We start from the raw sequence: 23,621 nt of genomic DNA on the forward strand, positions 1-23,621 counted from the left end.
TCTCATGTTTCGAGACGACGGCGTACGGTGGGAGCACCAGCCGCAGCGCGCGAAGGAGAGCCGCCCATGCCGCAGGAGACCGCCGTCTACACCCACGGCCACCACGAGTCCGTACTGCGCTCCCACACCTGGCGCACCGCTGCCAACTCGGCCGGCTACCTGCTGGGTTCACTGAAGCCGCACATGCAGGTCCTGGACGTCGGCTGCGGCCCGGGCACCATCACCGCCGATCTGGCCGCCCTGGTCCCGGACGGACAGGTCACCGGCCTGGAGCGGGCACCGGAGGTGCTGGCACAGGCGCGTGCCACCGCCGAAGCGCGGGGCCTGACCAACGTCCGCTTCGCGGTCGGCGACGTCCACGCGCTGGACTTCCCCGACGACACGTTCTGCGTGGTGCACGCCCATCAGGTGCTGCAACACGTGGGCGACCCCGTTCAGGCGCTGCGCGAGATGCGCCGGGTCGCCAAACCCGGCGGCATCGTCGCCGTCCGCGATTCGGACTACTCGGCCATGACGTGGTATCCGGAGAGCCCGGGGATGACCGACTGGCAGCGCCTGTACCAGCGGGTGGCCCGGGCCAACGGGGGCGAGCCGGACGCCGGGCGGCGGCTGCACGCCTGGGCCCGCCGGGCCGGCTTCGCCCCGGAGGCGATCACCGCCTCCGCCGGCACCTGGTGCTACCGGACCCCGCAGGAGCGCGCCTGGTGGAGCGAGCTGTGGGCGGACCGCACGGTCAGCTCCTCGTACCCGCGGATCGCGGTGGAGGGCGGGCACGCCACGCCGGACGAACTGGACCGGATCGCGCAGGCCTGGCGGGCCTGGGGCAGCGAGGAGGACGGCTGGTTCGTCGTGCTGCACGGTGAGATCCTGTGCCGGGTCTGAAACCTGCGTCGACGGGCAACCGCCCGGCCCCGCCCGCGCGTTGGCCCCTCGCACACCGTGCGCGCCGCGCGATCCGGTGCGATCGCCGCCAAGTGATCGCACCCCCCGGTCCGCCCAACTAGGGTTGTCCGTATGGACATTCTGGGAACCTCATTGCGGGTGTGCGTCGGTGATCTCAATGCCGCGATCGACGTCTACGAACGGCTGACCGGTGCCGAGGCGATCCGCTTCCAGCGCGGCGGGGTGGCGGTGGCGGCCGTCGGGTGCTTCTTCCTGATGAGCGGCCCCGAGGCGGAGTTGTCGGTGCTGCGGAAGATCACCGCGACCCTCGCCGTGAAGGACGTGGACGAAGCCCTGGCCGATCTACAGGCCGTGGGCGCGGAGATCATCGCCGGCCCGCTGCCCACGCCCATCGGTCGCAACCTCGTGGCCCGACACCCGGACGGTTCGGTCTTCGAGTACGTGGACCGGCAACAGGCCGACGCCTCCTAGGAGTTGCCGTCAGGCGGGGGTCAGGACACCTCCAGGACGATCTTGCCGCGGGCGCGGCCCTCCTGGCTGCGGCGGAGCGCCTCGGCGGCCTGCGGAAGCGGGAGGACCGCGTCGACCGGCACGGTCAGCTTTCCGGCGTCCGCCAGCGTGCCGAGCGCGGCCAGGTCGGCGGTGTCCGGGCGCACCCACACCAGGTGGCCGCCCTTCGCCTCGACCTCGCCGTCGGCGATGGACACCACCCGGCTGCGGTCCTTGAGCAGCTCCTGCGAGACCTCCACGACGCCGCCGCCGACGAAGTCCAGGGCCACGTCGATCCCTTCGGGTGCCAGCGCCCGCACCCGCTCGGCGAGGCCGTCGCCGTAGGTGACCGGCTCGGCGCCCAGGGAGCGCAGGAAGTCGTGGTTGCGCTCGCTGGCCGTGCCGATGACGCGGGCGCCCCGGGCGACCAGGATCTGGACGGCGAGCGAGCCGACACCACCGGCCGCGGCGTGCACCAGCGTCGTCTCGCCGGACCGGGTGCCGACCCGCTCGATCGACTGATACGCCGTCAGGCCGGCCAACGGGAGCCCGGCCGCCTGTAGCCAGTCGAGTGCGGCGGGCTTGTGGGCCAGGGTCCGGACCGGTGCGGCGACCAGCTCCGCGTAAGTGCCGTGCTGGACCGCGTCCTTGCGGACGTAGCCCATGACGTGGTCACCGACCCCGAATTCGGTGGCGTCGGCGCCGACCGCCTCGACCACGCCCGCCACGTCCCACCCGGGGATGAGCGGGAAGTGCACGTCCATCATCGGGTCGAGGTAGCCCGCGAGGACCTTCCAGTCCACGGGGTTGACCCCGGCCGCCTTCACCCGGATCAGGACCGCGTCGGGGCTCACCTTCGGGTCGGGCAGGTCGGTGTATTCGAGGACCTCGGGTCCGCCGTAGCTCTTCGCGCTGATTGCCTTCATGGTCTGGCGCAACACCGAACGGCCCGTGCGCATTCCGGACGCCGGCGGGATCACCGGATCGGCCTACCGCCGCACCCGGCCCGACTCAGCGCGGCTGCGCCCCCAGGGCACGCAGCAGGAACGGCAGGAGCTCGTGGATCGCCGCCGCACCGGAGGAGGGGCCGTCCGCAGCGGCCCGGTGCGCCGCGTCGGGGGTCAGGAACAGCCGGCTGACCATCGACCCGACGACCAGGTCGGCCAGTACGTGGGCGTTCTCCAGCGGCGGGATGTCGCCGCGGTCGACGGCCCGGCGCACCACGGTGGCGGCCCGTTCGCGGACCGGCTCGATGATCGCGGTGTCCAGTACCCGGGCCAGCGCTTCGTTGTGCGCGGACTCGCCGATCAGGACGTGCAGCAGCCGGCCGCCGGGCCCCTCCAGCGTCTCGGCCTTGTCCCGGAGCAGCGCGGCCAGGTCGTCTTCGAGGCTGCCGGTGTCCGGCTGCGGGCCGAGGTCGCTCGCCCAGCGCACGGCGGTGCCCACGACCAGGTCCTCCTTGGAGCGCCAACGGCGGTAGAGGGTCGCGGTGGAGACCCCGGCCCGTTTGGCGACCGCGGCCGTGGTCAGGCCGCCGTAGCCGCTCTCCTGGAGGACCTGGACGGTGGCCTCCAGCAGGGCCCGGTCGCGTTCGGCGTCCCGCGGGCGGCCACGGGCGGGCGGCCGGCCGGCCGCCGCGGTCTGGTTGCTCTCGGTACGTTCACCCACACCGGGAGTCTACCGAGCCAGCATTACGAAACGAAAAATTTTCGTTTCGTGTAGCCTCGGCGTCATGGCAACGCACACCACCACCCCGGACCTGGACGCAGCGGCCGTCGTCGCCCGGCTCCGCGCGACCTTCGCCACCCGCCGCACCGCCTCCACCGAGTGGCGGCGCGGCCAGCTGACGGCCCTGCGCACCCTGCTCACCGAGCACCGCGACGAACTCCTCGCCGCGCTCGCCGCCGACCTCGGCAAGGGCCCCGAGGAGGCCTACCGCACCGAGATCGGCTTCACCCTCAACGAGATCGACCACACCCTCGACCACCTCGACGACTGGCTGGCGCCCCGGCCCGCGGAGCTGCCCGAGCGGCTGCTCCCGGCGACCGCGCAGGTCGTCCGCGAACCGCTCGGCGTCGTCCTGGTGATCGCGCCCTGGAACTACCCGCTACAGCTCGCGCTGGCCCCCCTCGTCGGCGCGCTCGCCGCGGGCAACTGCGCCGTCGTCAAGCCCAGCGAACTCGCCCCCGCGACCTCGGCCGCGCTCGCCCGGCTGCTGCCGCGCCATCTGGACGCCGACGCGGTGGCCGTCGTGGAGGGCGCCGTCCCCGAGACCACCGCTCTGCTGGCCCAGCGCTTCGACCACATCTTCTACACCGGCAACGGCACCGTCGCCCGGATCGTGATGGCGGCCGCCGCCCGGCACCTGACACCGGTCACGCTGGAGCTGGGCGGCAAGAGCCCGGTCGTCCTCGACCCCGGCACCGATCTGGCCGCGGCCGCGCGGCGGTTGGCCACTGGCAAGTTCCTCAACGCCGGCCAGACCTGCGTCGCCCCCGACTACGTGCTGGCGATCGGCGACACCGCCCGCGACATCGAGCCGCACCTCGCCGAGGCCGTACGCGAGGCCTACGGAGCGGATCCGGCCGGCGCGACCGAGTACGGACGGATCGTCAACGAGCGCCACTTCGACCGGCTGACCGCGCTCCTCGACAGCGGCCGTACCGTCATCGGCGGCACCCACGACCGCGCCGACCGCTACCTGGCCCCCACCGTCCTCGCCGAGGTCTCCCCCGACGCCCCGGTGATGCAGGAGGAGATCTTCGGCCCGATCCTGCCGATCGTGGCCGTCCCCGACCTGGACGCGGCGATCGCGTTCATCAACGACCGCGACAAGCCGCTGGCGCTGTACGCGTTCACCGACTCCGCCGAGACCAAGCACCGGCTGCTGACCGAGACCTCCTCCGGCGCACTCACCTTCGGCCTGCCGGTGGCCCATCTCACCGCGCCCGACCTGCCGTTCGGCGGCGTGGGCGAGAGCGGGATGGGGCGCTACCACGGCGAGTACTCGCTGGAGACCTTCAGTCACACCAGGGCCGTGCTGGACAAGCCGCTGGGGTGACCGAGGGCAACGGGGCACGGGCCGCCGGTCACGCCCCTCACGCCGGTCACGCCCCTCACGCCCGTCACGCCGGCCGCATCCGGTACTCGTACCGCCCCGGGAGGGGGTGCTCGGACCGGGCGCGGGCGCGTACCCGGTCGGTAACCGGCCCACCGGCCGCGAGCAGCCGCTCGGCGATGGCGTACCAGGTGTCGCTGAGCGTCTCGTCGCCCTCGCGCAGACCGGCGAGCTCGAAGCCGGCCTCGAAGACCGCCCTGGCCTCGGCCGGGCGCCCCTGGGCGAGCAGCACCTGCGCGGTCAGCAACCGGCAGCGTCCGTCGGCCAGTTCGGCCTGCGGCAGGCCCGCCAGCAGCTCCGCGGCGTGCTCGGTCCGGCCGGCCGCGAGCAGCGCGGGCACCGCCTCGCGGACGAGGGCGGAGTGCACCGCACGCCCGGCACGCCCGTCTGGGCCCTCCGCCGCGGCCGCCTCCGCCGCCGCGGCACAGGCCTCCGCGTACCGGTCGGCGGCGCGCACCGGCTCGCCCGCCATGGACTCGGCGACGGCCAGGCAGTACAGCGGCAGTGCACCGGCGTCGTGCCGCAGCGCCCGCTCCCAGCTGCGGACGGCCTGCGCACGGTCGCCGGCGTGCCACTGGGCGAGGCCGAGGTGGTACTCGGTGGCCGGGCCCGGCGGGGCGGACTCCAGCAGATCGCGCCAGGGCGCTGCGGTGGACGCCGCACCGGGCACCGGCCCCCGGGCCGGCAGGTCCCCGGTCCGCAGCAGCGTCAACCAGGGCTCCTGCTCCGGGCCGAGGGTGGCCGCGTCGAACGGCGTACCGGGCAGATCGAGCCCGGCCCTGGCGGCCTCCAGCGCACCCCAACCGGAGCCGGTGGCCAGTGACTCCTTCGGCTCCTGGTCGGCGTACGGCAGCCAGGCGGCGTAGGCCGCGTCGACCCGGGCCCGGGGCAGCGCCTCCGCCAGCCGGGTGGCGACCGCACCGCGGGCCGCGGCCCAGTCCGTACCGTGCACCGTCGCCGGATCGGCCGTCAGCGGCCCGTACGCCTCCAGCCAGCTGAACGCGCCGCCGCCGTCGAGCGGCAGGTGCTCCAACTGCGTACGGGCCAACCCGGCCTGGATCTCGGCGTAGCCGCCGGTGCCCGGCTCGGTGAGCCACTGCTGCCAGCGCCGCCCGGCCCGCCCGGCGCCCCACAGGAAGAGCTTGCGGCCGCGTAGCGCATCGGTGGAGGTCTGCACCAGGCCCCGGCCGTCCTCGTCGAGCGAGGCGATCCAGCGGCGGGCGCCGTCCGGCACCTCGTAGAAGTAGTCCGCCGGGAACTCGCTGCGCAGCGGGTACGTGCGGTCCGCACCGTCGTACTCCGGGACCGGGACGCGCCGCAGGGTGCGCTCGTAGCCGAAGTGCCAGGCCTCGTCGGCGGGGACCAGGACGCGGCTGCCCGCCGCCTCGGGGACCGCGATGTTGGACCACCAGTAGACCGGGACGGCGTGGTGGTGCGGATTGCGGATCCGCACGCCCACGTACAGGAAGTCGGAGCCCTCCGGCAGCCAGAGGTCCACCTGGAACGGCAGGTCGCGCAGCCGCTCCCACTCCCACAGCCGCAGCATCTCGCCGCCGTCCGGTGCCGGGACGCGGGCGGCGTGCAACGGGGCGCAGGCGAGGGTGGTGTGGCCGGTGGCGCCGACGTTCCATTCGATGCCGCCGGAGAACCAGGCGCCGTTGAGGGCGAAGGCGGCGGGCTGCACAACCGGGTTGCGGTAGAGGAGTTCCCGTCCGGTGGGCTTGTGGTAGAGCGAGTGCACCCGACCGCCGAGGCCGGGCAGGACGGTGGCGCGCAGCCGGTCGTTCTCGATGACCAGGGCGTCGAGGTCGGTGCTGCGGCGGGTCCGGCCGTACCCGTCGCGCATCCGGGTCGGCAGGATCGTCCGCAGCGGCCGGTAGCCGATCTGGCGGGCCATGTCGGCGGGCAGTTCGGCGTCCTGGGGGACCTCGATGCGGTGCAGGTCGTGGCCGGCGCGGAGGGCGGGGAGCGGGTTGTCCGGACCGAGGGGGGCGGCGGGAAGGGTCAGGGTGGTGCGTCGCACACTCGTGGCCACGGCTGCCTCGCAATGCTGGACCGGGCCACCTCGGCTGCGGCGGCCTCCTGTTGACCATGGAACCTCGTGACCGCCGGTCTGAACAGGGCAGCTTGCCGCCAGGTGCGGTCAGGGTTGCGCAAAGACGTCCTCAAGGAGGCCGGCGAGCAGCGCGGCGCCCTGCCCCTCCGGGTCGCGGTCCGGGTCGTAGATGGTGACGTTGATCCCCGCGCAGCGCGGCGAGGCCGCCAACGGGCCGAGCAGCGCGCGGAGTTCACCGGTCAGCAGACCGCCCGGATCGGGGCTGTCCACCGCCGGCATGACGGACGGGTCCAGGACGTCCGCGTCGAGGTGGATCCAGAAGCCGTCGAGCGGGGAACGCTGGAGGTGGTCGAGCACCGAACGGGCCACCGCGCCCGGGCCGCGCCGCCGGATCTCACCGACCGGGGTGTGGCTGATGCCGAGCCCGGCCATCTCCTCCTGGTCCTCGTCCGCGTCACGGATGCCCAGCACGCTCAGGTCCTCGTCACGGACGTACGGCCGCAGCCCGTCGATGTCCGTGAGGTCCGCCTGCCCGCGGCCGGTGATCTGTGCGACGCCCTCGCCGGCGGCGGCCCCCAGCGGCCCCGACACGGCCACGTTCCCCGGATGCCGGAAGTCACCGTGCCCGTCCAGATAGGCCACGCCGTACCGTCCCAGCCGGCGCAGCCCGAGCACCGCCCCGAGCAGGATGCTGCAATCCCCGCCGAGCACCACCGGGAAGTCGCCGCTGCGGACGTGGTCCTCGATGCGGGTGCCCAGCTTGCTGGTGTACGTGGCGAGGGCCGCGGCGTTGAAGTCGCCGTCCACGCCCTCCCGCCAGTCCCCCAGGTCGTAGCGCGGCGGCACCACCACCCCGCCCTCCAGCGCACCCAGCCGCCGCAGCAGCCCTTGCTCGCGCAGCGCCCCGGCGAGCTTGTAGCAGCCGGGGACGGTGCCGGGCGCGGGCGGCCGCAGTCCCAGGTTGGACGGGGCATCGATCAGTACGGTGCGACGCATACGAAGATCGTCACACATCTGCCTGGAGATTGCGGGAGTACGGGAAGATCCGTTCGAACGCCCCGGCGATCGGGGCGCCCTGACGCCGCTTCGGCGCGGACGCAGCACCGTGCGGACGCCGCTCCGGCTCAGCCGTCGCACCGTGCGGACGACGCGTCGCCTCCCGGGCCCGGCTCGTTGAAGCGCAGCCGGTTCCCGAAGGGGTCGAGGAGGGTCAGACAGGTCCCGATCTCGTCGTGCTCCAGGCCCGGGCGCAGGTACGGGTAATCCTTGGCGGCCAACTCGGCGTGCAACTCACGGACCCCGGTCAGCTCGGTGTGGAGCGTGGAACCGGGGGTGGCGTCGCCGTGGTGCTCGGACAGGTGCAGGACCAGGTTCCCGCGCGAGACCTGGGTGTAGAGCGGCATTCCGGGTTCGTAGCGGTGCTCCCAGTCGACGGTGCAGCCGAGGTAGTCGACGTAGAACTCGTGGGCCTTGGCCACGTCGAAGATCCGGAGGACCGGCACGGCGCGGCGGAAGACGACGTTCCCGGCGGCGCCCTGGGCACTACCGGCGTCACGGGCGCTCCCGGCGTCGCCGGCGTCCGTGCCGGAGGCTGCCGCAGGCCCCCGGTCGGCGACCATCTCGCTGGTGATCGCCCAGCGTTCGTGGTCCCGCCAGGCCCCGTCGATGAAGAGGAAGTCCGGGGAGTAGCCCTCCCGGCGGAAGCCGGCGCGCTCGACCAGGGCGAGGGAGAGCGCGTTGGCCGGCTGGATGTTGACCTCCAGGCGGTGCAGCCCGAGCCGCTCGAAGGCGTGGTGCAGGACGAGTTGCAGGCCCTCGCTCATCAGACCGCGACCCGTCGCGTGCGCGAAGGCGCCGTAGCCGATCGCGCCGCAGCGGAACGCGCCGTGCACGATGTTGTTGATGGTCAGGTACCCCGCGATCCGGCCGCCGGCGAGCTCGCAGATCAGGAAGCCCTCGCGCAGCGGCTCCTGGAGCCTGTCCAGATAGCCGTCGTAGGCGGCGTCGGTGGCCGGCGGGAACAGCCACGGGTGGTGCAGTGCGGCGCTCTCCCGCGCGGCGGCGGTGAACTCGTCGCGGTCGGCGGCGGAGAAGTGCCGGATGCCCACCCGTGGGCCCCGTGCCAGGTAGCGGTCGCTGGAGGTCATCGGCAGATCGTACGGAGGGACCGCCGGACCTGCCAGCAGATGGGTGCCGCGTCGCTGGTCAGACCCGCTGCGCGGCGCGCTCCGCGGCGCTCGGGGCGGCGAGCGCCAGCCGGCGGTGGGTGCGGCGCAGCATCAGCCGGGCCATGAAGGGGTGGACCCGGCGGACGAGGGCGAAGTAGAGCCGGCCGGCCGGGTTGTGCAGGCGGACGACCGTACCCAGGGTGACCCGACCGTCCGCGACGTGGATCGAGGCGCGGAAGTCCAGGTGCCGGGCGTCCTGGCCGAGCAGGACCTCCTCGTCCGTGCGCCCGACGACCGGGAAGGACGCACCGCGCAACACGCCCTTCCAGGCCTCCGGTTCGGTCGGCATGCCGGGGCGCAGCGCCAGTTGCCAGGCGTCCTGGAAGTCGGTCCGGGGGAAGGCCCGGTGCGCCAGCTCGGCGCCGGCCGGCAGGTCGACGGCCCGGGGGCGGTCCCAGATCAGCCGGTTGAACAGCCGCACGCGCACGGTGCGGCGGACCGGTGCGGCGACCCGGCCGACCGCGGCGCGTTCGATGTTGTCGAGGATCTCCTCGACGACGGTGCCGTGCACCGCGCCCAGGGCCAGTGTCCACAACAGCTGCCTGGCGAGCGGTTGTCGTGACTCCAGCCGGTGTTCGACCCGGCAGCGGTCCGGGCCCAGCGGCTGCACCTCGACCTCGTGCCAGCCGTTGCCGTCGGTGAAGTCGAAGCGGACCCGGCGGCCGGGCTCGTGGGCGCTGACGCGGTAGCGGATGAAGCCGTGCCCGCCGTCGGCGCCGACGCCCAGCGGGCGGTCGAATGCCATCGGCGGCCAGACGGGCGACGGGAAGAGCGGATCGTGGTCCCCGCCGAGCCGGTCGAGCAGGGCGCCGACGGTCTCGGCCGGGGCGGGGACGGTGCGGACATGGACGTCGCGGACGGTACGCACGAGGCACCTCCATACGGTGGCGTATGTTTCTCCATACGGTACCGTATGGACATGGCACGACAGCGGGCGAAGGCCCCCTCGGACAACGGCACCCGGCAGCGACTGACCGCCCAGGACTGGGCCGACGCCGCCCTGGTCGCCATCGGCGAGGGCGGTCTCGCGGCAGTGGCCGTGGAGCCCCTGGCGGCCCGGCTGGGCACCACCAAGGGCAGCTTCTACTGGCACTTCGCCAACCGGGACGCGCTGATCGAGGCCGCGCTGGAGCGCTGGGAGGAGCTCCGCACGGAGGCCGTGATCACCGAGGTGGAGGCCGAGCCCGACCCCGCCGAACGGCTGCGCCGGCTCCTGACGAAGGCCACCGACCGGTCCGCCCGGGACACCCTGGAGGTCTCCCTGCTGGCGACCGCCGCACAGCCCAAGGTGGCCGCCGCGCTGGCCCGGGTCACCGAACGACGCATCGGCTACCTCGCCTCGGTCTTCACCGAGCTGGGCTTCGACGAGGACGAGGCGCGGCGCCGCGGACTGCTCGCGTACACCGCCTACCTCGGCCACACCCAGCTGGGGCACGCCGTCCCGCACAGCCTGCCGACCGGCGCCGCGCGGGACCGCTATCTGGACGGTGTGATCGACGCGCTGTTGCGCCCGGCGCGACGGCCGTGAGGAGGGGCACAAGGCCCGAACATGGCCGAACCTGAACCAAGTTGGCCGAACTGCGCGTAGACGCACCTGGCACCCGGGGCATGAAGTGGAGATCGGCGCGGCGATCACGGCGCGCTTCGGCATTGGCATTCATGGGCGAGGGCCCGGCCCGTCACGGCCGGGCCCTCGTACGGGAGGAACTCGTGAACGAAGCCATCCCCTACTTCCAGGACCGCACCTGCCCCTACCATCCACCGGCCGGCTACCAGCCGCTCCGCGAGGCCGGCCCGCTGGCCCACGTCACCTTCTACGACGGCCGCAAGGTGTGGGCGGTGACCAGCCACGCCGAGGCCCGGACGCTGCTCAGCGACGCACGGCTGTCGGCCGACCGGCAGAACCCGGCCTTCCCGATCCCGTTCGAGCGCTTCGCCGCCATCCGCCGGGTCAGGACACCGCTGATCGGGGTCGACGACCCCGAGCACAACACCCAGCGCCGGATGCTGATCCCCAGCTTCAGCACCAAACGGATCGCCGCCCTGCGGCCGGAGATCCAGCGGATCGTCGACGAGTTGCTCGACCGGATGCTCGCCCAGGGTCCGCCCGCCGAGCTGGTCTCCGCGTTCGCGCTGCCGGTCCCCTCGATGGTGATCTGCTCGCTGCTCGGCATCCCGTACACCGACCACGAGTTCTTCGAGGAGGCCTCCCGGCGCCTCCTGCGGGGGTCGACCGCCGACGAGGCGGACGCCGCCCGGCTCACGTTGGAGGAGTACCTCACCGGGCTGATCGCCCGGAAGGAGCAGCACCCGGGCGACGGACTGCTGGACGAGCTCATCCAGGACCGGCTGAGGGCCGGTGACCTGGAGCACGAGGAGCTGGTCCGGCTCGCCATGGTCCTGCTGGTGGCCGGCCATGAGACCACCGCCAACATGATCTCCCTCGGCGCCTTCACCCTGCTCGAACACCCCGAGCAGCTGGCGCAGCTCAAGGCCGACGAGGGCCTGATGCCGGCCGCCGTCGAGGAGCTGCTGCGGTTCCTGTCGATCGCCGACGGCATGCTGCGGGTGGCCAAGGAGGACATCGAGATCGGCGGCCAGGTCATCCGCGCCGACGACGGGGTCCTCTTCCCCACGTCCCTGATCAACCGGGACGACACCACCTACCCGGCACCGGACCGACTGGACCTGAACCGCTCCGCCCGCCACCACGTCTCGTTCGGCTTCGGGATCCACCAGTGCCTGGGCCAGAACCTCGCCCGCGCGGAGTTGGAGATCGCGCTGCGCTCCCTGTTCGCCAGGATCCCGGATCTGCGACTCGCCGTGCCGGCTGCCGAGATTCCGTTCAAGCCGGGAGACACTCTGCAAGGAATGATCGAACTGCCGCTGGCCTGGTAGCGGCCATGACGGCAGACGAGCGAAAGGGGTCCGGGATGCGGATCACCATCGACAGCAATGTCTGTATCGGCGCCGGTCAGTGCGCCCTGACCGCACCGGGTGTGTTCACCCAGGACGACGACGGCTTCGGCGCCGTACTGCCCGGCCGCGAGGACGGCGCGGGCGACCCGCTGACGCGCGAGGCCGCCCGCGCCTGCCCCGTGCAGGCCATCACGGTCACGGAGGAATGAGCCACCCTCCTCGCGGACGGTTCCGGCTGATGCGCGCGGCCCCCGGCTGACCTTCGCCGCCCGCGGCGCACCCGACCCGTACCGGCCCTGACATTGCCCCTACGGCATCCACCTCATCCGCTACCGCAACACCCCTTGGGTGACGGGAAGTTCGAGGACCCCGGTGTCCTCGGGCGCACTGGTGACCGTCACCGGCTTCACGCCGCGATTGCCCGCATAGGCGTCGTCACTCGCGGCGATGACGAAGCGCAGTCGGTGCCCCGGCTCGTAACGGTGCACGATGCCCGGCAGTTCCACGGTGAACCCGCGGGTCGCATCGGGCACCCGGGCCGGGGCCACCAACCGGTGCACCAGCGTCGCGCCGCCGTCCGGCGCGACGTCGTAGAGCTTGGCGAAGAGCACCAGCTTCTCGGCCGCGTCCGGGGAGCTCTGCGCCTCCTCGGCCCGCGGTGAGACCACCTTGAGCGTCACCCTGGGCGCACCCACCACATCCACCGGGCCGCCCGCCACCGGCGCCGACGTCCAGGCCAGCGCGGTGCCCGGAGTGTCGTACGGCTCAGGGTCCGGCAGACCGATCATGCTGGCCAGCGAGCTCTCCGAATGGCTGGTGGCGATCCGCAGGTTGCGGTACGCACGACTGCCGCGCACCACCTCACTGCGCTTGGCTACGAGCGTGCCGTCGCCGGAGAGGTACAGCCGCCGATCGGCCTCCGGAACGGCCCGCGCGGCACCGTAGGTGGGCCCCTCGGTCACCCAGTCCCGGTAGTACGCGAGGGCCGGACCGGTGGGGGTCGCCGCCCGGTGGTGCAGGTACCGGTCGAACCAGGCCAGGATCCGGCGCCCGACGTAGCTGGTCTCCAGGTTGCCCTCGGCCAGGTCGAGTTCGCCCCTGGCCGGGTTCTGCATGCCGCCGCTGTGGCCCCAGGCCTGCCAGATCATCTTGGCCGGGGTGCCCTGTGCGGTCAGGCTCCGGTAGGTGGCGGTCGCCTCGTTGAGGTTGAAGAGGGTGTCGGCCTGGCCCTGGACGAGCAGCGTCGGCGCCCTGACCGTCCGGAGGTAGGTGACCGGCGAGACGCTGCGCGCGTAGGAGAGCATGGCCCGGGTCAGGTCCGGCGGGTACCGCCCGGAGTCCAACAGCCGCTTGGTGTCACAGGCCCGCGCGACGAAGTGCAGACAACCCGCCCCACCGGTCCGTGACGGGTCCAGGGACGGGTTCACCAGCCCCTGCGCCTCGCCGAGCAGGAAGAACCCGTTGGTCCACTGCCACTTGTACGCACCGACCAGCGGCCCGCTGACACCGTGTGTACGGCCCGCGTTGTTGGGGTCGAGCGAGTACGACAGGTCGTTCCAGGTGATGAGCGGGACCAGGGCGTCGACGCGGTGGTCGACGGAGGCGGTGGCCAGTTGGATCGCCCCGCCGTAGGAGCCGCCGATCATGCCCACCACGGGGTCGTCGTCGCCGTCCTTGGTGACGTAGTCGATCCGCGCCCCGTCGTCGGCCGTACGGGAGCCGGCCAGCAGGTCGATCAGCTGACTCGCGGCCACACCGTCGACCCTGGGGTCGTCGAGGGAGATCGGGCAGCCGGTCCGGCCGAAGCCGAGCCCGGAGTAGGCCAACGCCACATAGCCTCGGGAGGCGAAGGCCCTGGCGATGGCGTCGGTCGCACCGTCCGCCTTGCTGCCCCCGAAGCCGTTGGTGGTCAGCACCGCCGGCGCCGGGTGCGCGGCGTCGGTGCCGGTCGGCCGGTAGACGTCGGCGTCCAGGGTACAGGTGCGCCCGCCTGCGCGGACGGTGACCTTCAGCGGGCTGACGGTGTACGGCTCAACGGCCGCAGCCGCGGGGCCGGTCAGGACCGGGGGTGCGGCAAGGGCCGTACCGGCCAGCAGAGCAAGGGAGTTGCGCAGTACCCGACGGAACGCGGCACGGGACTCGCTCGGCACCAGGACCTCCACAAGGACACGTCGTACCAGCCAGCCGGTAGAGCGCGCGCTCATGTTGTGACAGGCGAAACGGGGGTGTCAACGGTCGTGACGCGCGTTGGCGATAGGACGTCCGTTCCCACGGATTCGCTGCGCTTGGCTTGGCTTCCCACGTTTTTGTCTGCGGCGCCGTGGCCTGGCGGCCGGCGCTCCCCCACGTTGTCGGCTTTCCCGCCGTGGCCTGGCGGCCGGCGCTCCCCCCCGTTGTTGGCTTTCCCGCCGTGGTGGTTTCTCGCCGTGGCGCCTGCGGCGGGCGTGGCGTTGTTGGGCCCGTCCCCTCCCGTGAGTGGGTGGAAGAAGACCGTGGGGGTGGACGCCGGTGCCCCCGCTCTCAGTCCTGGACGTCCACCACACGTCATTGGTGTGGGATGGGTACGCCCGCGGCGCGGAGTTTGGTCTCGGTGAGCGCGGTCAGCCGGGCTGAGATCGGTGCCTGGTCCCCTCGGTGGTTGTTGATCAGCCGGTACTGGGTGGACGCGTTGGTCCAGGCCCGCAGGCTGGTGGAATTCCCCAGCAGTGTGGGGTTGGCGAGGTAGCGGTCGGCCATCGCGGTCGCGAGTTCTTCGATCCTCGGGTCGTCCGGTTCCCAGGTCTCGGCCTCCCAGCCGCGCTTGGCCAGGTCGATGTACTCGGGGTCCGCCAGCCGGTGTTCGAGCTGGGTCAGGAAGCCGTCGAAGCCCTCCGGCACCAGCGCCCGGGCCAGCACCAGGGCCTCGCGTTGCGCGGCCACGTAGTCGGGGCCGAAGCCGAGGCCCGGCATCCGGTCCAGGATCGCGCAGGCGCGGTCGGGCAGCAGGGCCCGGTCGCCTTCGGCGAGCCGGTGCAGCGTGTCGCGGCGCGCGATCAGGTCTGCGATCCGCTCGGTCAGCCGCCGCTCGACGTCGGCGAGGGCGGCGGTGAACTGCTCGGCGTCGGCGTCGAGCAGGGGCCCGATCTCGGCCAGCGGCACCCCGGCCGCGGCCAGCGTCCGGACCTGCACCAGCCGCAGCAGCTCGTCCGATCCGTAGCGTCGGTAGCCGGAGCTGTCGCGTTGTGGTTCGTCGACCAGTCCGTGCTGGTGGTAGTGCCGCACCGTCTTCACCGTGACGCCGACGAATGCCGCCGCCTGCCCGATGGTGACTCCGTTCTTCATCCGCTCAGCCTGCCTTGTGCTCGGGCCGTGGCGATCCTGCCCCTGGTCGGAGAGGGTGACGGACATGCTGCTCCCTCACATCCGTTGTGCCCGGGTCGGCGTCGTGCCGCTGCGACGAGCTTCCACCCTGCCCCAAGGTCAACCTCAACCGTGTTCCGGCTCACAGCTGCCTTTTCGGGGTAACGGTTTCGGGAGCAGGACGCCGTCCCCGTCGGGTGGCAGTCGCCTCTCGCACGGGTCCGGTAGCGGGCCGCGGGCCCAAGGAGCTGTCCGCCGGTCAGGCCGCGCGCAGGAAGTGGTCGAGCACCCGGACGCCGAAGTGCAGCCCCTCGACCGGCACCCGCTCGTCCACGCCGTGGAAGAGCGCCTGGTAGTCGAAGCCCTCGGGGAGCTTCAGCGGTGAGAAGCCGTAGCCGGTGATGCCGAGCCGGGAGAACTGCTTGGCGTCGGTCCCGCCGGACATGCAGTACGGGACGACGTGGCCGTCCGGGTCGAAGCGCTCGATCGCGGCCCGCATCGCGGCGAAGGTCGGCGAGTCGACCGAGGCCTCTAGCGCGACCTCGCGGTGGTGGTAGTCCCAGCTCACCTCGGGCCCGGTGAGCTCGTCCATGGTGGCCTGGAACTCCGCCTCGCCGCCGGGGACGACCCTGCCGTCCACGTAGGCGACGGCGGACCCGGGGATCACGTTGACCTTGTAACCGGCCATCAGCATGGTCGGGTTGGCGCTGTTGCGGACGGTCGGCTCGACCAGCTTGGCGGACGGGCCGAGCTTGCTCAGCAGCGCGTCGACGTCGAAGTCGGGCGCGTCGACGTGCACATCGATGGCGTGCAGTGCCGCGAGTTCGCGGAGCGCGGACCGGACCGTCGGGGTGAGCCGGACCGGCCACTCGTGCTCGCCGATCCGGGCGACCGCGGCGGCGATCCGGCTGACCGCGTTGTCGTGGTTGACCTTCGAGCCGTGGCCCGCGCGGCCGGTGGCGGTCAGCTTCAGCCAGGCGGTGCCGCGCTCGCCGGCCGCGACGGGGTAGAGCGGCAGCCCGCCGCCGGCGTGGAAGGTGAACGCCCCGGACTCGCTGATGCCTTCGGTGCAGCCCTCGAAGAGGCCGGGGTGCCGGTCGGCCAGGAAGCCCGAGCCGTCCTCGGCGCTGGCCTCCTCGTCGGCGGTGAAAGCCAGCACGACGTCCCGCCGCGGCCGCACACCGGCGCGCGACCACTGCCGGGCCACGGCGAGCACCATGGCGTCCATGTTCTTCATGTCGATCGCGCCGCGGCCCCAGACCACGCCGTCGCGGACCTCCCCGGAGAACGGGTCCACGCTCCAGTCGGCGGGCTCGGCGGGCACCACGTCGAGGTGGCCGTGCACCAGGAGGGCGTCGGCCGCGGGGTCGGTGCCCTCGATGCGGGCGACCACGTTCGTCCGGCCCTTGGTGCGCTCCAGCAGCGTGGGCTCGATGCCGGCGTCGGCGAGCTGCTCGGCGACGTACTCGGCGGCCGGTCGCTCCCGGCAGGTGCCGTCGCCGGCGTTGCTGGTGTCGATCTGGATCAGTTCGGAGGTGAACCGCACCACCTCGTCCAGCGCCTGCCGGTCCACCTCGGGACGGCGGGCGGTGCCGGAGTGCGCGGCCCTGTCGACCTCAGCCATATTCTTCCTCCACGGCCGATGACACGACGGTGGTGACCGTCTTGAAGCACCTGATGGCTTCGTACATGTTCTGACTGGTATACGCGACGCGGCGTTCCCCGCTGTGTTCCACGCCGGGCACGCACGTCGCGGCGCCCACCAGATGCGCCGCGTCGAACTCCAACTCGAAGCGGACCGGGCCGCACCGGACCGGTTCGTGACGCACCGCGAGCGCCGTCCCCTTGCGGGCCGCGGCCTGGATGTCGGCCGCCGTACGGGCCGGCGGCCGGCACACCGCCGCATAGCGCGACACATAGTCCTTGACCGCCACGGCGGGCGCCTGCGGCGCGTACCCCTGTGCGTCCTGACAGGTGCGGTCGTCGCCGGTGACCAGCACGACCGGGACGCCGTACTCGGCGACCACGAGGGAGTTCAGGTAGCCCTCGCTCGCGCGGGTGCCGTCGACCCAGACGCCGGTGAGGGTGTTGGCGAGGTAGGTGTGCGCGAGGACGCCTTCGGTGCCGGCGCCCGTGTGGTAGCCGACGAAGGCGATGCCGTCGACGTCGCCGTGCTGGACGCCCTCGACCATGCTCAGTGACTTGTGTCTGCCGGTGAGCATCTGCGCCCGCTCGTCCAGCTGCTCCAGCAGCAGGTTGCGCATCGACCAGTGCGCCTCGTTGACCAGCACCTCGTCGGCCCCGCCGACGAAGAATCCGGCGATCGCCGCGTTCACGTCGGACGTGAACATGTGGCGGCACCGCTCCCACTGAGGAGTGCCGGGCAGCACGTCGGCGGGCCACGTCACACCGGTCGCACCCTCCATGTCAGCGGAGATGAGGATCTTCACAGTCACCAGTCCTATCGCAGCGCGCAGGCGGTACGCACGGTTCCCGACATCACTCGTTCACAACATTTTCGAGGCGCCGAACGGATTCCCCACTCCGGGCAGGGCCTTCGGTGTGACGCCCCGTCCAGCACCCTCCAGGACCGTCGCGTTGACCGCAACACCGCCGCGCGGCCGGCCGCGAACCCCCGCGAATGCTCGTGTGGCGCCGCGTCCCATACAGTTTCTGTCGCAAAGCGGAAGCTCTTGCGCCAGAATTCCGACGGAGTTCCGACGGACATCTGTCAGCTGCCGACGGCACTTGCCGGGTGAGGTACAACAGCCCGGACCGGCCTCCCACATGATGAGACAGAGGCAGAACGATGAGCGAAGCACTCAACGGCGTCTGGTTACCGCAACCCGGCGACATGCGGGCCGACACCCCCGAGGACCCCCTGACGGCCCTCACCGAACTGGTCACACAGTCGCTTTGCGACCGCAATCCGCGCTTCCGGGATTTCCTCCAGCACGGCGCCCGTCCGCAGGTCCTCCGACTGATCGAGGAGGCGCTGCGCACCGCCCGCCCGCTGCCCGAGACGGTGCGCGCGGTCATGCTGCGGACCGACACCGACATCCACCTCGTCGCGTCCGCGCTCGGCGACTGCCTCGTCAGCGCCGCCGGCGAAGCACCCGGACTGCTGATCCCGGGCTCGCTCGCCGAGGGCCCGGACGGCCGGGCCCGGCTGAAGGGCGTACTGCACCACCGCGCCGCCGCGGTCGGGCATGCGGTGCCGGCGCACGAGGCGGCCGCCTCGATACGCGCCGCGTCCCGGCTGCTGGACCTGGCGGCACCGCACGACGGCCCCGACGTCGGAGTCGCCTTCGTCGACGACCACCTCTCCGCACTCCTTCTCCTCCAGGACGAGTCGCTGGCGCGCACCCTCATCGCCCGCCGCCTCCGCCCGCTGGCGGGCCTCACACCGGAGCGGTGCGAGCGCCTGGAGGCCACCCTGCTGGCCTGGCTGGGCGGGATGGGCGCCCCGGAGGTGGCCAAGGCGCTCAGCATCCATCCGCAGACCGTGCGCTACCGGATGCGGCAGCTGGAGAAGCTCTTCGGCCCCCGGCTCCGTGACCCGCGGACCCGCTTCGAGATCGAGATGGCACTTCGCAGCCGCCGGCTGATGGCCGGCGCCCACCGCCGCCGCGCGGCCGTGGCCCGTCGCACCCGCGTCCCCGCCCGGCCCCGCCGTCCGCTGCCGCAGCAGTAGCGCTCCGGGGCGGCCCACAGCCGCACACAACGGCTCACCGCGCGCTCCGACCCGTCCGAATTTGGCGAATGTCACACCCTTCGACGACTCCCAAATACGGACAATCCATCTCAATCGCCCGGGGTGCTCGGACAGCCGCGCCGTATCGTCCAGCTCCATGCACGGAACACGCATATCGACCTGGTCGCACCGCGGACTGGCCGCGGTCGCGGCTGCCGGCTCGCTGCTCACGGTGATCACCACGGCGACCTCGGCCTCGGCCGACACCGCCAGCGCCCCCGCGGGCGGCTCCAAGGTCGTGTGCACGTCGAAGAAGCCGGGCCTGGCGCCCGCCCTGTCCCACGACATCGCCGTCGCCCTCGACGGCCGTCAGGGCGCCTCGGCCCTGGCCTTCTACGACCGGCCCACCGGGACCCACTGCGCCTTCCAGTCCGGGACGCACTTCGACTCGGCGAGCGTGGTGAAGGTCACCGTGCTCGGGGCCCTGCTGCGGCAGGCCGAGGAGGCACACCGCAAGCTGACACCGCACGAGGTCAAGCTGACCACGGCCATGATCACCAAGTCGGACAACACCTCGACCAATGCGCTGTGGCGCCAGGTCGGTCCGGCCGGCGTCAAGCGCTTCCTCGCCCTGGCCGAGATGCGGAACACCGTCCCGGGCCCGGGCGTGGCCTGGGGCCTCACCCAGATCACCGCCGACGATCAGCTCAAGCTGATGCAGCTGCTCACCAAGGACAACGCGGTGCTCGCCCGGACCTCCCGCGGCTACGCCCTGGACCTGATGCACCGGGTCACCCCCGAACAGCGCTGGGGCGTGCCCGCCGGCGCCCCCGCCACCGCACGCGTCCACGTCAAGAACGGCTGGCTGCCGCGGCAGACCGGCGGCTGGCGGGTGAACAGCGTCGGCACCTTCACCGACCACGGCAACGACTACGGCATGGCCGTCCTCTCCACCGGGAACCGCACCATGGACTACGGCGTGGCCACCGTGGAGAGCGCCGCCCGGGTCATCCACCGGGACCTGCACCGCTGACACCCAACTCGCGCCCGCACACGAGGAGTTGCCCCCCAACTCCTCCCCCGGGAGTCGGTCAATGCGACGTCCGCACAGGCCTCGCGCTCACCGCCTCCGTCCCGCCCCACTGCCCTCGTCCCGCCTCGCGGCTCCCCGTCCCACCTCACGCCGCCCCCGGTACGACTAAGCACTCCCCCGAGTGACCGGCGTCCCAATCGCCCCCGCCGACGGCGGAACCGGCGGTATCAACACCCCATGATCAAGGCAGACCTCCAGGGAGTCCCCGCAACGACGTTGTGGACGCTGCACCTCAGGGCCGCCGAGGCCGCCCGGCGCGACACGGTGCTGCCGGATCCGCGGGCCGTCCGGCTGGTGGCAGAGGTGGACTTCCCCTTCGAGGAGCGGCTGGGCGCCGCCCGCCCCTGGATGGCACAGTCGATCGCGCTGCGCGCCCGGTGCTTCGACGACGTGGTGCGCGCCTTCCTCACCGCCCACCCGGACGGCACCGTCGTCGCGCTGGGCGAGGGCCTGGAGACCCAGTTCTGGCGGGTGGACAACGGCCTCGTGCGGTGGGTGACCGTCGACCTCGCCGATCCGCTGGCCCTGCGCCGCCGGGTACTGCCGCACGGCGACCGGCAGCGGCTGATCGCCTGCGACGCCCGCGACCCCCGGTGGATGACGGACGTCGACGCCTCGCGCGGGGTCCTGGTCACCGCCCAGGGGTTGCTGATGTACCTCCAGCCCACCCAGGTGACCCAGTTGATCGCTGCCTGCGCCGAGGCCTTCCCTGGCGGCGCGATGGTCTTCGACACCGTGTCCCAGCGGATCAGCACCCGCACCCGCACCCACGGCAAGGGCCCGGGCGGCCAGCCCCTGCCCCTGATGCCCTGGGGCATGGACGCCGCCGACCGGGACCGGCTGCGCACCGCCCACCCGGCCATCACCGACATCTCCGACGTCCCGCTCCCCGCCGGCCGCGGCCTCCTGGGCTACCTCGCCCCGCGCGCCGCCTCCCTGCCCCTGGTCCGCAACGACCGCCCGCTCATCACCCACCTGCGCTTCGGCCGGGTCCCCGGGCCCCGACGGGCCTAGGTGTTCTGTCGGGGGAGGTTGTGGACAAGTGAGGCAGGTCTCGGCTGAGCGGATCGTCAAACAGCCCGGCCCAGCCCCTGCCGCTCTTCGAGGCGCCGAGTTCACCGCATGGCGAGGTCGATGATGCGCTGGACCAGGTCGGGGTAGGTCCAGCCGGCGCCGATCGCTGCGCGTGGCAGCAGGCTCGTCGCCGTCATGCCCGGGAGCGCGTTGACTTCGAGGCACATCGGCTCGCCACCGGTGTCACAGCGGAAGTCGGTGCGCGAGTACGCATCACCGCCGAAGCCGAGAGCGCGGTGCGCGCGCAGGGCCAACTCCTGGAGCCGGGACGTGAGGTCATCGGGGATGCGCGCCGGACACACTTCGCTGACCGCGCCCGGCTGGTACTTGGCCGTGTAGTCGAACACCGGCGTCGTCAGCTCGATCTCCACCACGGGAAGGGCCTGGTCGCCGACCACGGCCACGGTGAACTCCCGCCCCGGAAGGAACGGCTCCACCAGCAGCTCGCCCTCACCCGAGTGCACCTCGGCCGCGACCCGTGCGAGCTGGGAGAGCGAGTCGACCCGGTGGACCGACACACTCGAACCATCCGCAACCGGCTTGGCCACCACCGGCCCAGCCGCCACCAACCGCTGCGCGTCCTGCGGCGCCTCGTACGTCCCGGGCCGCCACAGCACCCGCTCGGGTACGGGCAAACCTGCCGCACCCAGCACGGCCTGAGCCCGCCCCTTGTGCCAGGCCGCCGAACACGCCGCGCTGCCCGCACCGGTGAACCGCACGCCGGCCATCTCCAGTAGCGCCTGCACATGCCCGTCCTCGCCCCAGCCGCCGTGCAGCGCCAGGAACACCATCTCGGCGTCGTGAAGCAGGTCGAGGACGGGACCGCCGGTCAGGGCGGTGTGCATGCGTTCTCGCAACTGACGCCGGTTCGAGAGGGACGGCGGCTCCTTCCCCACCGCGGAGCCGTCGACTGCATCACCGGGTGTCAGCGGCCCGGCCAGCACCGGCACCGCAGCGGCCGGGTCGACCAGCACCACCTCGTGCCCGCGCTCAAGCAGGGCTCGGGCCACCGACCAGCCCGAGGCCCGGGAGACGTCTCGCTCCGGGCTCTCTCCACCGCACAAGATCACCACACGCATACCGGGGTTCCGTCACCTTTCTCCGGTCCGTCTCACACCTGCACGAGAGTCGGCCGGCCAGCTCAGCCACATCCGGCCGGCTCGACCGCGTTACGCATCGATCAGTTGGCCCTGGGGCGCGGCCGCCTCATGACGCCGGGCTCAACATCATCAGGTTCTCGGGGTCCGGGAAGGGGACGAAGCCGACCTTCGCGTACACGTCATGGGCGTCGAGCGTGGCGAGCAGGACGCGCCTGAGCCGGTAGGGAGCAAGGTGGTCGCGGACGGCGCCGACCATCCAGGTGCCGAGGCCCATGCCACGGTGTACAGGGGTGACGTAGACGTCGCACAGCCAGGCGAAGGTTGCCCAGTCGGTGACGACACGCGCATAGGCGACCTGAGAACCGGCGGCGTCATGGACGGCGAAGTTGAGCGAACTCCGTACCGACTGCTCGACGGTTTCCCGACTGCGACCCAGCGCCCAGTACGCCTCGGTGGAGAGCCAGCGGTGTACCAGACCGATGTCGAGACGTTCCGGGTCCGTGGAGAGCTCGTAACCGTCTTCCCTGCTTGTGATCATGCTGAGGCAGCGTAGCGATGGTGATTGGATTTTCCAAGTACTTACTTGGTTTCTCAAAGCCCCCTTGGAGGTGCACCGCACCCACACTTGCTCCGCATCCACACTTGCTCCGCACCTCATGCGACCGGGCCGGCCGGCAGCCCGTCCGCCGGCAGCTCGATCCGGGTGCCGCGCCATGGGCGTCGAACTCGCCGGCGGCTAGCGGGAGTTGCCCCGATGAGACCAGAAGGCTTCCCATGCCTGCCGAGAGTGACTCGCAGCGGTCATGGGAGTCACCGGGAAGCGCTCCTGCCGGCTGATCGCCAACACCGGGTAGCCCAGTTCCAGTACTTGGGAGACGATCCGGGCGCTCGCCTGGGGGCTCATGCTCGTCAGGATCTCCGGCAACCGGCGGGCGAGCTCCTCGGCGCTGGGGAAGTCGGTGTGCGGAGCGAAGGCGGGCACACACCGCTCGCGCCCGCCCCGCTCCGCACTCCGCTCGCCGTCCAACCGCCCGACGTCCGCGGCGAGTACGAGGTTCCTTCCGGCGCCGGGGCCGACCAGGGGGTACGCCCACCACACCACCTCCGGCGGGCCCGCCCCACCGATGGTCATCCGGGCCCTGCCGGCCGTCGGACAGCGGCTCCGGCCGCCCAAGGAGGCCGTCAGTCCGGGCCCGTCGTCCTCGTCAGGGCCGGTGTCCTCCCCGAGTCGACCGCGCCGACCGCGCCGCCCATGGGGTCTCCCATGGGGTCTCCCGTGGGGTCGTCCGCGGGTTCGCGCCACACCGTGTCGCCGAGCGCGCCGGTGACCGGCATCAGGTCCACGACGGCGGTGCCGATCGCCGCTTCGCGGGTGCGGCCGAAGAGTCTGCGTGCGCCGCTGCTCCAGTGGGAGATCCGGCCGTCCGCATCGACCACCACGACCGCGAGCGGAAACCGTCCGGGGACCGCGTCCCGCGGCGAGAGCGCCGGCGGCGCTGCGTCGGACCCGCCGGTGCCATGGGACGGGTCACGCTCCATGGGCGGTTGCTCCTTCGTACACCGATCTTGCACCACCGCTTCCACGGTACGGCCGTGCAGCGGTGCGGT

21 protein-coding genes and 2 pseudogenes are annotated in these 23,621 nt (G+C 72.4%); 9 read left to right on the plus strand and 14 right to left on the minus strand.

Features of this window, described 5'->3' with window-relative positions; translation table 11 throughout:
• The first annotated feature begins 66 nt into the window (after nucleotides 1–66).
• Nucleotides 67–882, plus strand: a complete 816-nt coding sequence (locus tag AB0C96_RS20610) for a class I SAM-dependent methyltransferase (RefSeq protein ID WP_362919111.1) — start codon at nucleotides 67–69, stop codon at nucleotides 880–882.
• A gap of 132 nt (nucleotides 883–1,014) precedes the next feature.
• Nucleotides 1,015–1,374 (plus strand): VOC family protein, encoded by a 360-nt coding sequence (locus AB0C96_RS20615; RefSeq protein ID WP_362919112.1) that lies wholly within the window; start codon nucleotides 1,015–1,017, stop codon nucleotides 1,372–1,374.
• Nucleotides 1,375–1,394: 20 nt separating this feature from the next.
• Here the strand turns inward: AB0C96_RS20615 and AB0C96_RS20620 are convergent, their stop codons facing one another.
• On the minus strand, nucleotides 1,395–2,318 hold the full coding sequence (locus tag AB0C96_RS20620; protein ID WP_362919113.1) for an NADP-dependent oxidoreductase: 924 nt from the start codon (nucleotides 2,316–2,318) through the stop codon (nucleotides 1,395–1,397).
• A gap of 85 nt (nucleotides 2,319–2,403) precedes the next feature.
• Entirely contained in the window at nucleotides 2,404–3,060 is a 657-nt protein-coding gene (locus AB0C96_RS20625) for a TetR/AcrR family transcriptional regulator (RefSeq protein ID WP_362919114.1), read from the minus strand.
• 64 nt (nucleotides 3,061–3,124) lie between these two features.
• On the opposite strand from AB0C96_RS20625, the gene AB0C96_RS20630 reads away from it, so the two are divergent.
• On the plus strand, nucleotides 3,125–4,453 hold the full coding sequence (locus AB0C96_RS20630; protein ID WP_362919115.1) for an aldehyde dehydrogenase family protein: 1,329 nt from the start codon (nucleotides 3,125–3,127) through the stop codon (nucleotides 4,451–4,453).
• A gap of 64 nt (nucleotides 4,454–4,517) precedes the next feature.
• Here the strand turns inward: AB0C96_RS20630 and AB0C96_RS20635 are convergent, their stop codons facing one another.
• The 5 genes and pseudogenes from AB0C96_RS20635 to AB0C96_RS20655 form a co-directional block, all read right to left on the minus strand.
• Nucleotides 4,518–6,545 (minus strand): DUF5107 domain-containing protein, encoded by a 2,028-nt coding sequence (locus tag AB0C96_RS20635; protein WP_362919116.1) that lies wholly within the window; start codon nucleotides 6,543–6,545, stop codon nucleotides 4,518–4,520.
• A 108-nt stretch (nucleotides 6,546–6,653) separates the two neighbouring features.
• Nucleotides 6,654–7,562: an arginase family protein gene (locus AB0C96_RS20640; protein ID WP_362919117.1), complete on the minus strand. Its 909-nt coding sequence runs from the start codon at nucleotides 7,560–7,562 to the stop codon at nucleotides 6,654–6,656.
• A 128-nt stretch (nucleotides 7,563–7,690) separates the two neighbouring features.
• A complete protein-coding gene (locus AB0C96_RS20645; RefSeq protein ID WP_362919181.1) occupies nucleotides 7,691–8,185 on the minus strand; it encodes a glyoxalase superfamily protein in 495 nt (164 codons plus the stop codon).
• Nucleotides 8,183–8,713 (minus strand): annotated as a pseudogene (locus tag AB0C96_RS20650) (GNAT family protein); the annotation flags it as partial. The pseudogene AB0C96_RS20650 and the gene AB0C96_RS20645, both read right to left, overlap by 3 nt.
• A 58-nt stretch (nucleotides 8,714–8,771) precedes the next feature.
• Nucleotides 8,772–9,662, minus strand: a complete 891-nt coding sequence (locus tag AB0C96_RS20655) for a DUF2867 domain-containing protein (RefSeq protein WP_362919118.1) — start codon at nucleotides 9,660–9,662, stop codon at nucleotides 8,772–8,774.
• A gap of 45 nt (nucleotides 9,663–9,707) precedes the next feature.
• Between AB0C96_RS20655 and AB0C96_RS20660 the strand changes: the two genes are divergently transcribed.
• The 3 genes from AB0C96_RS20660 to AB0C96_RS20670 all read left to right on the plus strand — a co-directional run bounded on the left by AB0C96_RS20660 (nucleotide 9,708) and on the right by AB0C96_RS20670 (nucleotide 11,922).
• A complete protein-coding gene (locus AB0C96_RS20660; protein ID WP_362919119.1) occupies nucleotides 9,708–10,322 on the plus strand; it encodes a helix-turn-helix domain-containing protein in 615 nt (204 codons plus the stop codon).
• A gap of 182 nt (nucleotides 10,323–10,504) precedes the next feature.
• Complete coding sequence (locus AB0C96_RS20665) at nucleotides 10,505–11,692, plus strand: cytochrome P450 (protein ID WP_362919120.1); 1,188 nt, start codon at nucleotides 10,505–10,507, stop codon at nucleotides 11,690–11,692.
• A gap of 35 nt (nucleotides 11,693–11,727) precedes the next feature.
• A complete protein-coding gene (locus tag AB0C96_RS20670; protein ID WP_362919121.1) occupies nucleotides 11,728–11,922 on the plus strand; it encodes a ferredoxin in 195 nt (64 codons plus the stop codon).
• Between the two features lie 120 nt (nucleotides 11,923–12,042).
• Here the strand turns inward: AB0C96_RS20670 and AB0C96_RS20675 are convergent, their stop codons facing one another.
• From AB0C96_RS20675 to AB0C96_RS20690, 4 genes are all read right to left on the minus strand, one after another.
• A complete protein-coding gene (locus AB0C96_RS20675) occupies nucleotides 12,043–13,917 on the minus strand; it encodes a CocE/NonD family hydrolase (RefSeq protein ID WP_362919122.1) in 1,875 nt (624 codons plus the stop codon).
• A 340-nt stretch (nucleotides 13,918–14,257) separates the two neighbouring features.
• Nucleotides 14,258–15,034, minus strand: coding sequence for a MerR family transcriptional regulator (locus AB0C96_RS20680; protein ID WP_362919123.1), 777 nt, complete (start codon nucleotides 15,032–15,034; stop codon nucleotides 14,258–14,260).
• 277 nt (nucleotides 15,035–15,311) lie between these two features.
• A complete protein-coding gene (locus tag AB0C96_RS20685; protein ID WP_362919124.1) occupies nucleotides 15,312–16,676 on the minus strand; it encodes a M20/M25/M40 family metallo-hydrolase in 1,365 nt (454 codons plus the stop codon).
• Complete coding sequence (locus AB0C96_RS20690; RefSeq protein ID WP_362919182.1) at nucleotides 16,669–17,502, minus strand: M55 family metallopeptidase; 834 nt, start codon at nucleotides 17,500–17,502, stop codon at nucleotides 16,669–16,671. The genes AB0C96_RS20685 and AB0C96_RS20690 overlap by 8 nt, the downstream gene beginning before the upstream one ends.
• A gap of 359 nt (nucleotides 17,503–17,861) precedes the next feature.
• Here AB0C96_RS20690 and AB0C96_RS20695 point away from each other — a divergent pair, with 359 nt between their 5' ends.
• From AB0C96_RS20695 to AB0C96_RS20705, 3 genes are all read left to right on the plus strand, one after another.
• Nucleotides 17,862–18,746 carry a helix-turn-helix domain-containing protein gene (locus tag AB0C96_RS20695; RefSeq protein WP_362919125.1) on the plus strand — a complete coding sequence of 295 codons (885 nt, stop codon included), beginning with the start codon at nucleotides 17,862–17,864 and terminating at the stop codon, nucleotides 18,744–18,746.
• A 157-nt stretch (nucleotides 18,747–18,903) separates the two neighbouring features.
• Nucleotides 18,904–19,779 (plus strand): serine hydrolase, encoded by an 876-nt coding sequence (locus tag AB0C96_RS20700; protein ID WP_362919126.1) that lies wholly within the window; start codon nucleotides 18,904–18,906, stop codon nucleotides 19,777–19,779.
• 237 nt (nucleotides 19,780–20,016) lie between these two features.
• Complete coding sequence (locus AB0C96_RS20705; RefSeq protein ID WP_362919127.1) at nucleotides 20,017–20,853, plus strand: class I SAM-dependent methyltransferase; 837 nt, start codon at nucleotides 20,017–20,019, stop codon at nucleotides 20,851–20,853.
• Nucleotides 20,854–20,954: 101 nt separating this feature from the next.
• On the opposite strand, the gene AB0C96_RS20710 is transcribed toward AB0C96_RS20705, so the two are convergent.
• From AB0C96_RS20710 to AB0C96_RS20720, 3 genes and pseudogenes are all read right to left on the minus strand, one after another.
• A complete protein-coding gene (locus AB0C96_RS20710) occupies nucleotides 20,955–21,992 on the minus strand; it encodes a D-alanine--D-alanine ligase (RefSeq protein WP_362919128.1) in 1,038 nt (345 codons plus the stop codon).
• A gap of 127 nt (nucleotides 21,993–22,119) precedes the next feature.
• A complete protein-coding gene (locus AB0C96_RS20715; RefSeq protein WP_362919129.1) occupies nucleotides 22,120–22,551 on the minus strand; it encodes a GNAT family N-acetyltransferase in 432 nt (143 codons plus the stop codon).
• A 267-nt stretch (nucleotides 22,552–22,818) separates the two neighbouring features.
• A pseudogene (locus AB0C96_RS20720) lies at nucleotides 22,819–23,552 on the minus strand (PAS domain-containing protein); the annotation flags it as partial.
• Between the last annotated feature and the right edge of the window lie 69 nt (nucleotides 23,553–23,621).

This window comes from Streptomyces sp. NPDC048506, assembly GCF_040651315.1.
Lineage (GTDB): Bacteria > Actinomycetota > Actinomycetes > Streptomycetales > Streptomycetaceae > Streptomyces.

Bases quoted from the DNA above. Each gene is read 5' to 3' on its own strand.
- AB0C96_RS20610 (WP_362919111.1), top strand. From the start codon at position 67: ATGCCGCAGGAGACCGCCGTCTACACCCACGGCCACCACGAGTCCGTA.
- AB0C96_RS20615 (WP_362919112.1), top strand. From the start codon at position 1,015: ATGGACATTCTGGGAACCTCATTGCGGGTGTGCGTCGGTGATCTCAAT.
- AB0C96_RS20620 (WP_362919113.1), bottom strand. From the start codon at position 2,318: ATGAAGGCAATCAGCGCGAAGAGCTACGGCGGACCCGAGGTCCTCGAA.
- AB0C96_RS20630 (WP_362919115.1), top strand. From the start codon at position 3,125: ATGGCAACGCACACCACCACCCCGGACCTGGACGCAGCGGCCGTCGTC.
- AB0C96_RS20640 (WP_362919117.1), bottom strand. From the start codon at position 7,562: ATGCGTCGCACCGTACTGATCGATGCCCCGTCCAACCTGGGACTGCGG.
- AB0C96_RS20645 (WP_362919181.1), bottom strand. From the start codon at position 8,185: ATGGTCGCCGACCGGGGGCCTGCGGCAGCCTCCGGCACGGACGCCGGC.
- AB0C96_RS20660 (WP_362919119.1), top strand. From the start codon at position 9,708: ATGGACATGGCACGACAGCGGGCGAAGGCCCCCTCGGACAACGGCACC.
- AB0C96_RS20670 (WP_362919121.1), top strand. From the start codon at position 11,728: ATGCGGATCACCATCGACAGCAATGTCTGTATCGGCGCCGGTCAGTGC.
- AB0C96_RS20675 (WP_362919122.1), bottom strand. From the start codon at position 13,917: ATGAGCGCGCGCTCTACCGGCTGGCTGGTACGACGTGTCCTTGTGGAG.
- AB0C96_RS20680 (WP_362919123.1), bottom strand. From the start codon at position 15,034: ATGAAGAACGGAGTCACCATCGGGCAGGCGGCGGCATTCGTCGGCGTC.
- AB0C96_RS20685 (WP_362919124.1), bottom strand. From the start codon at position 16,676: ATGGCTGAGGTCGACAGGGCCGCGCACTCCGGCACCGCCCGCCGTCCC.
- AB0C96_RS20695 (WP_362919125.1), top strand. From the start codon at position 17,862: ATGAGCGAAGCACTCAACGGCGTCTGGTTACCGCAACCCGGCGACATG.
- AB0C96_RS20700 (WP_362919126.1), top strand. From the start codon at position 18,904: ATGCACGGAACACGCATATCGACCTGGTCGCACCGCGGACTGGCCGCG.
- AB0C96_RS20705 (WP_362919127.1), top strand. From the start codon at position 20,017: ATGATCAAGGCAGACCTCCAGGGAGTCCCCGCAACGACGTTGTGGACG.
- AB0C96_RS20710 (WP_362919128.1), bottom strand. From the start codon at position 21,992: ATGCGTGTGGTGATCTTGTGCGGTGGAGAGAGCCCGGAGCGAGACGTC.
- AB0C96_RS20715 (WP_362919129.1), bottom strand. From the start codon at position 22,551: ATGATCACAAGCAGGGAAGACGGTTACGAGCTCTCCACGGACCCGGAA.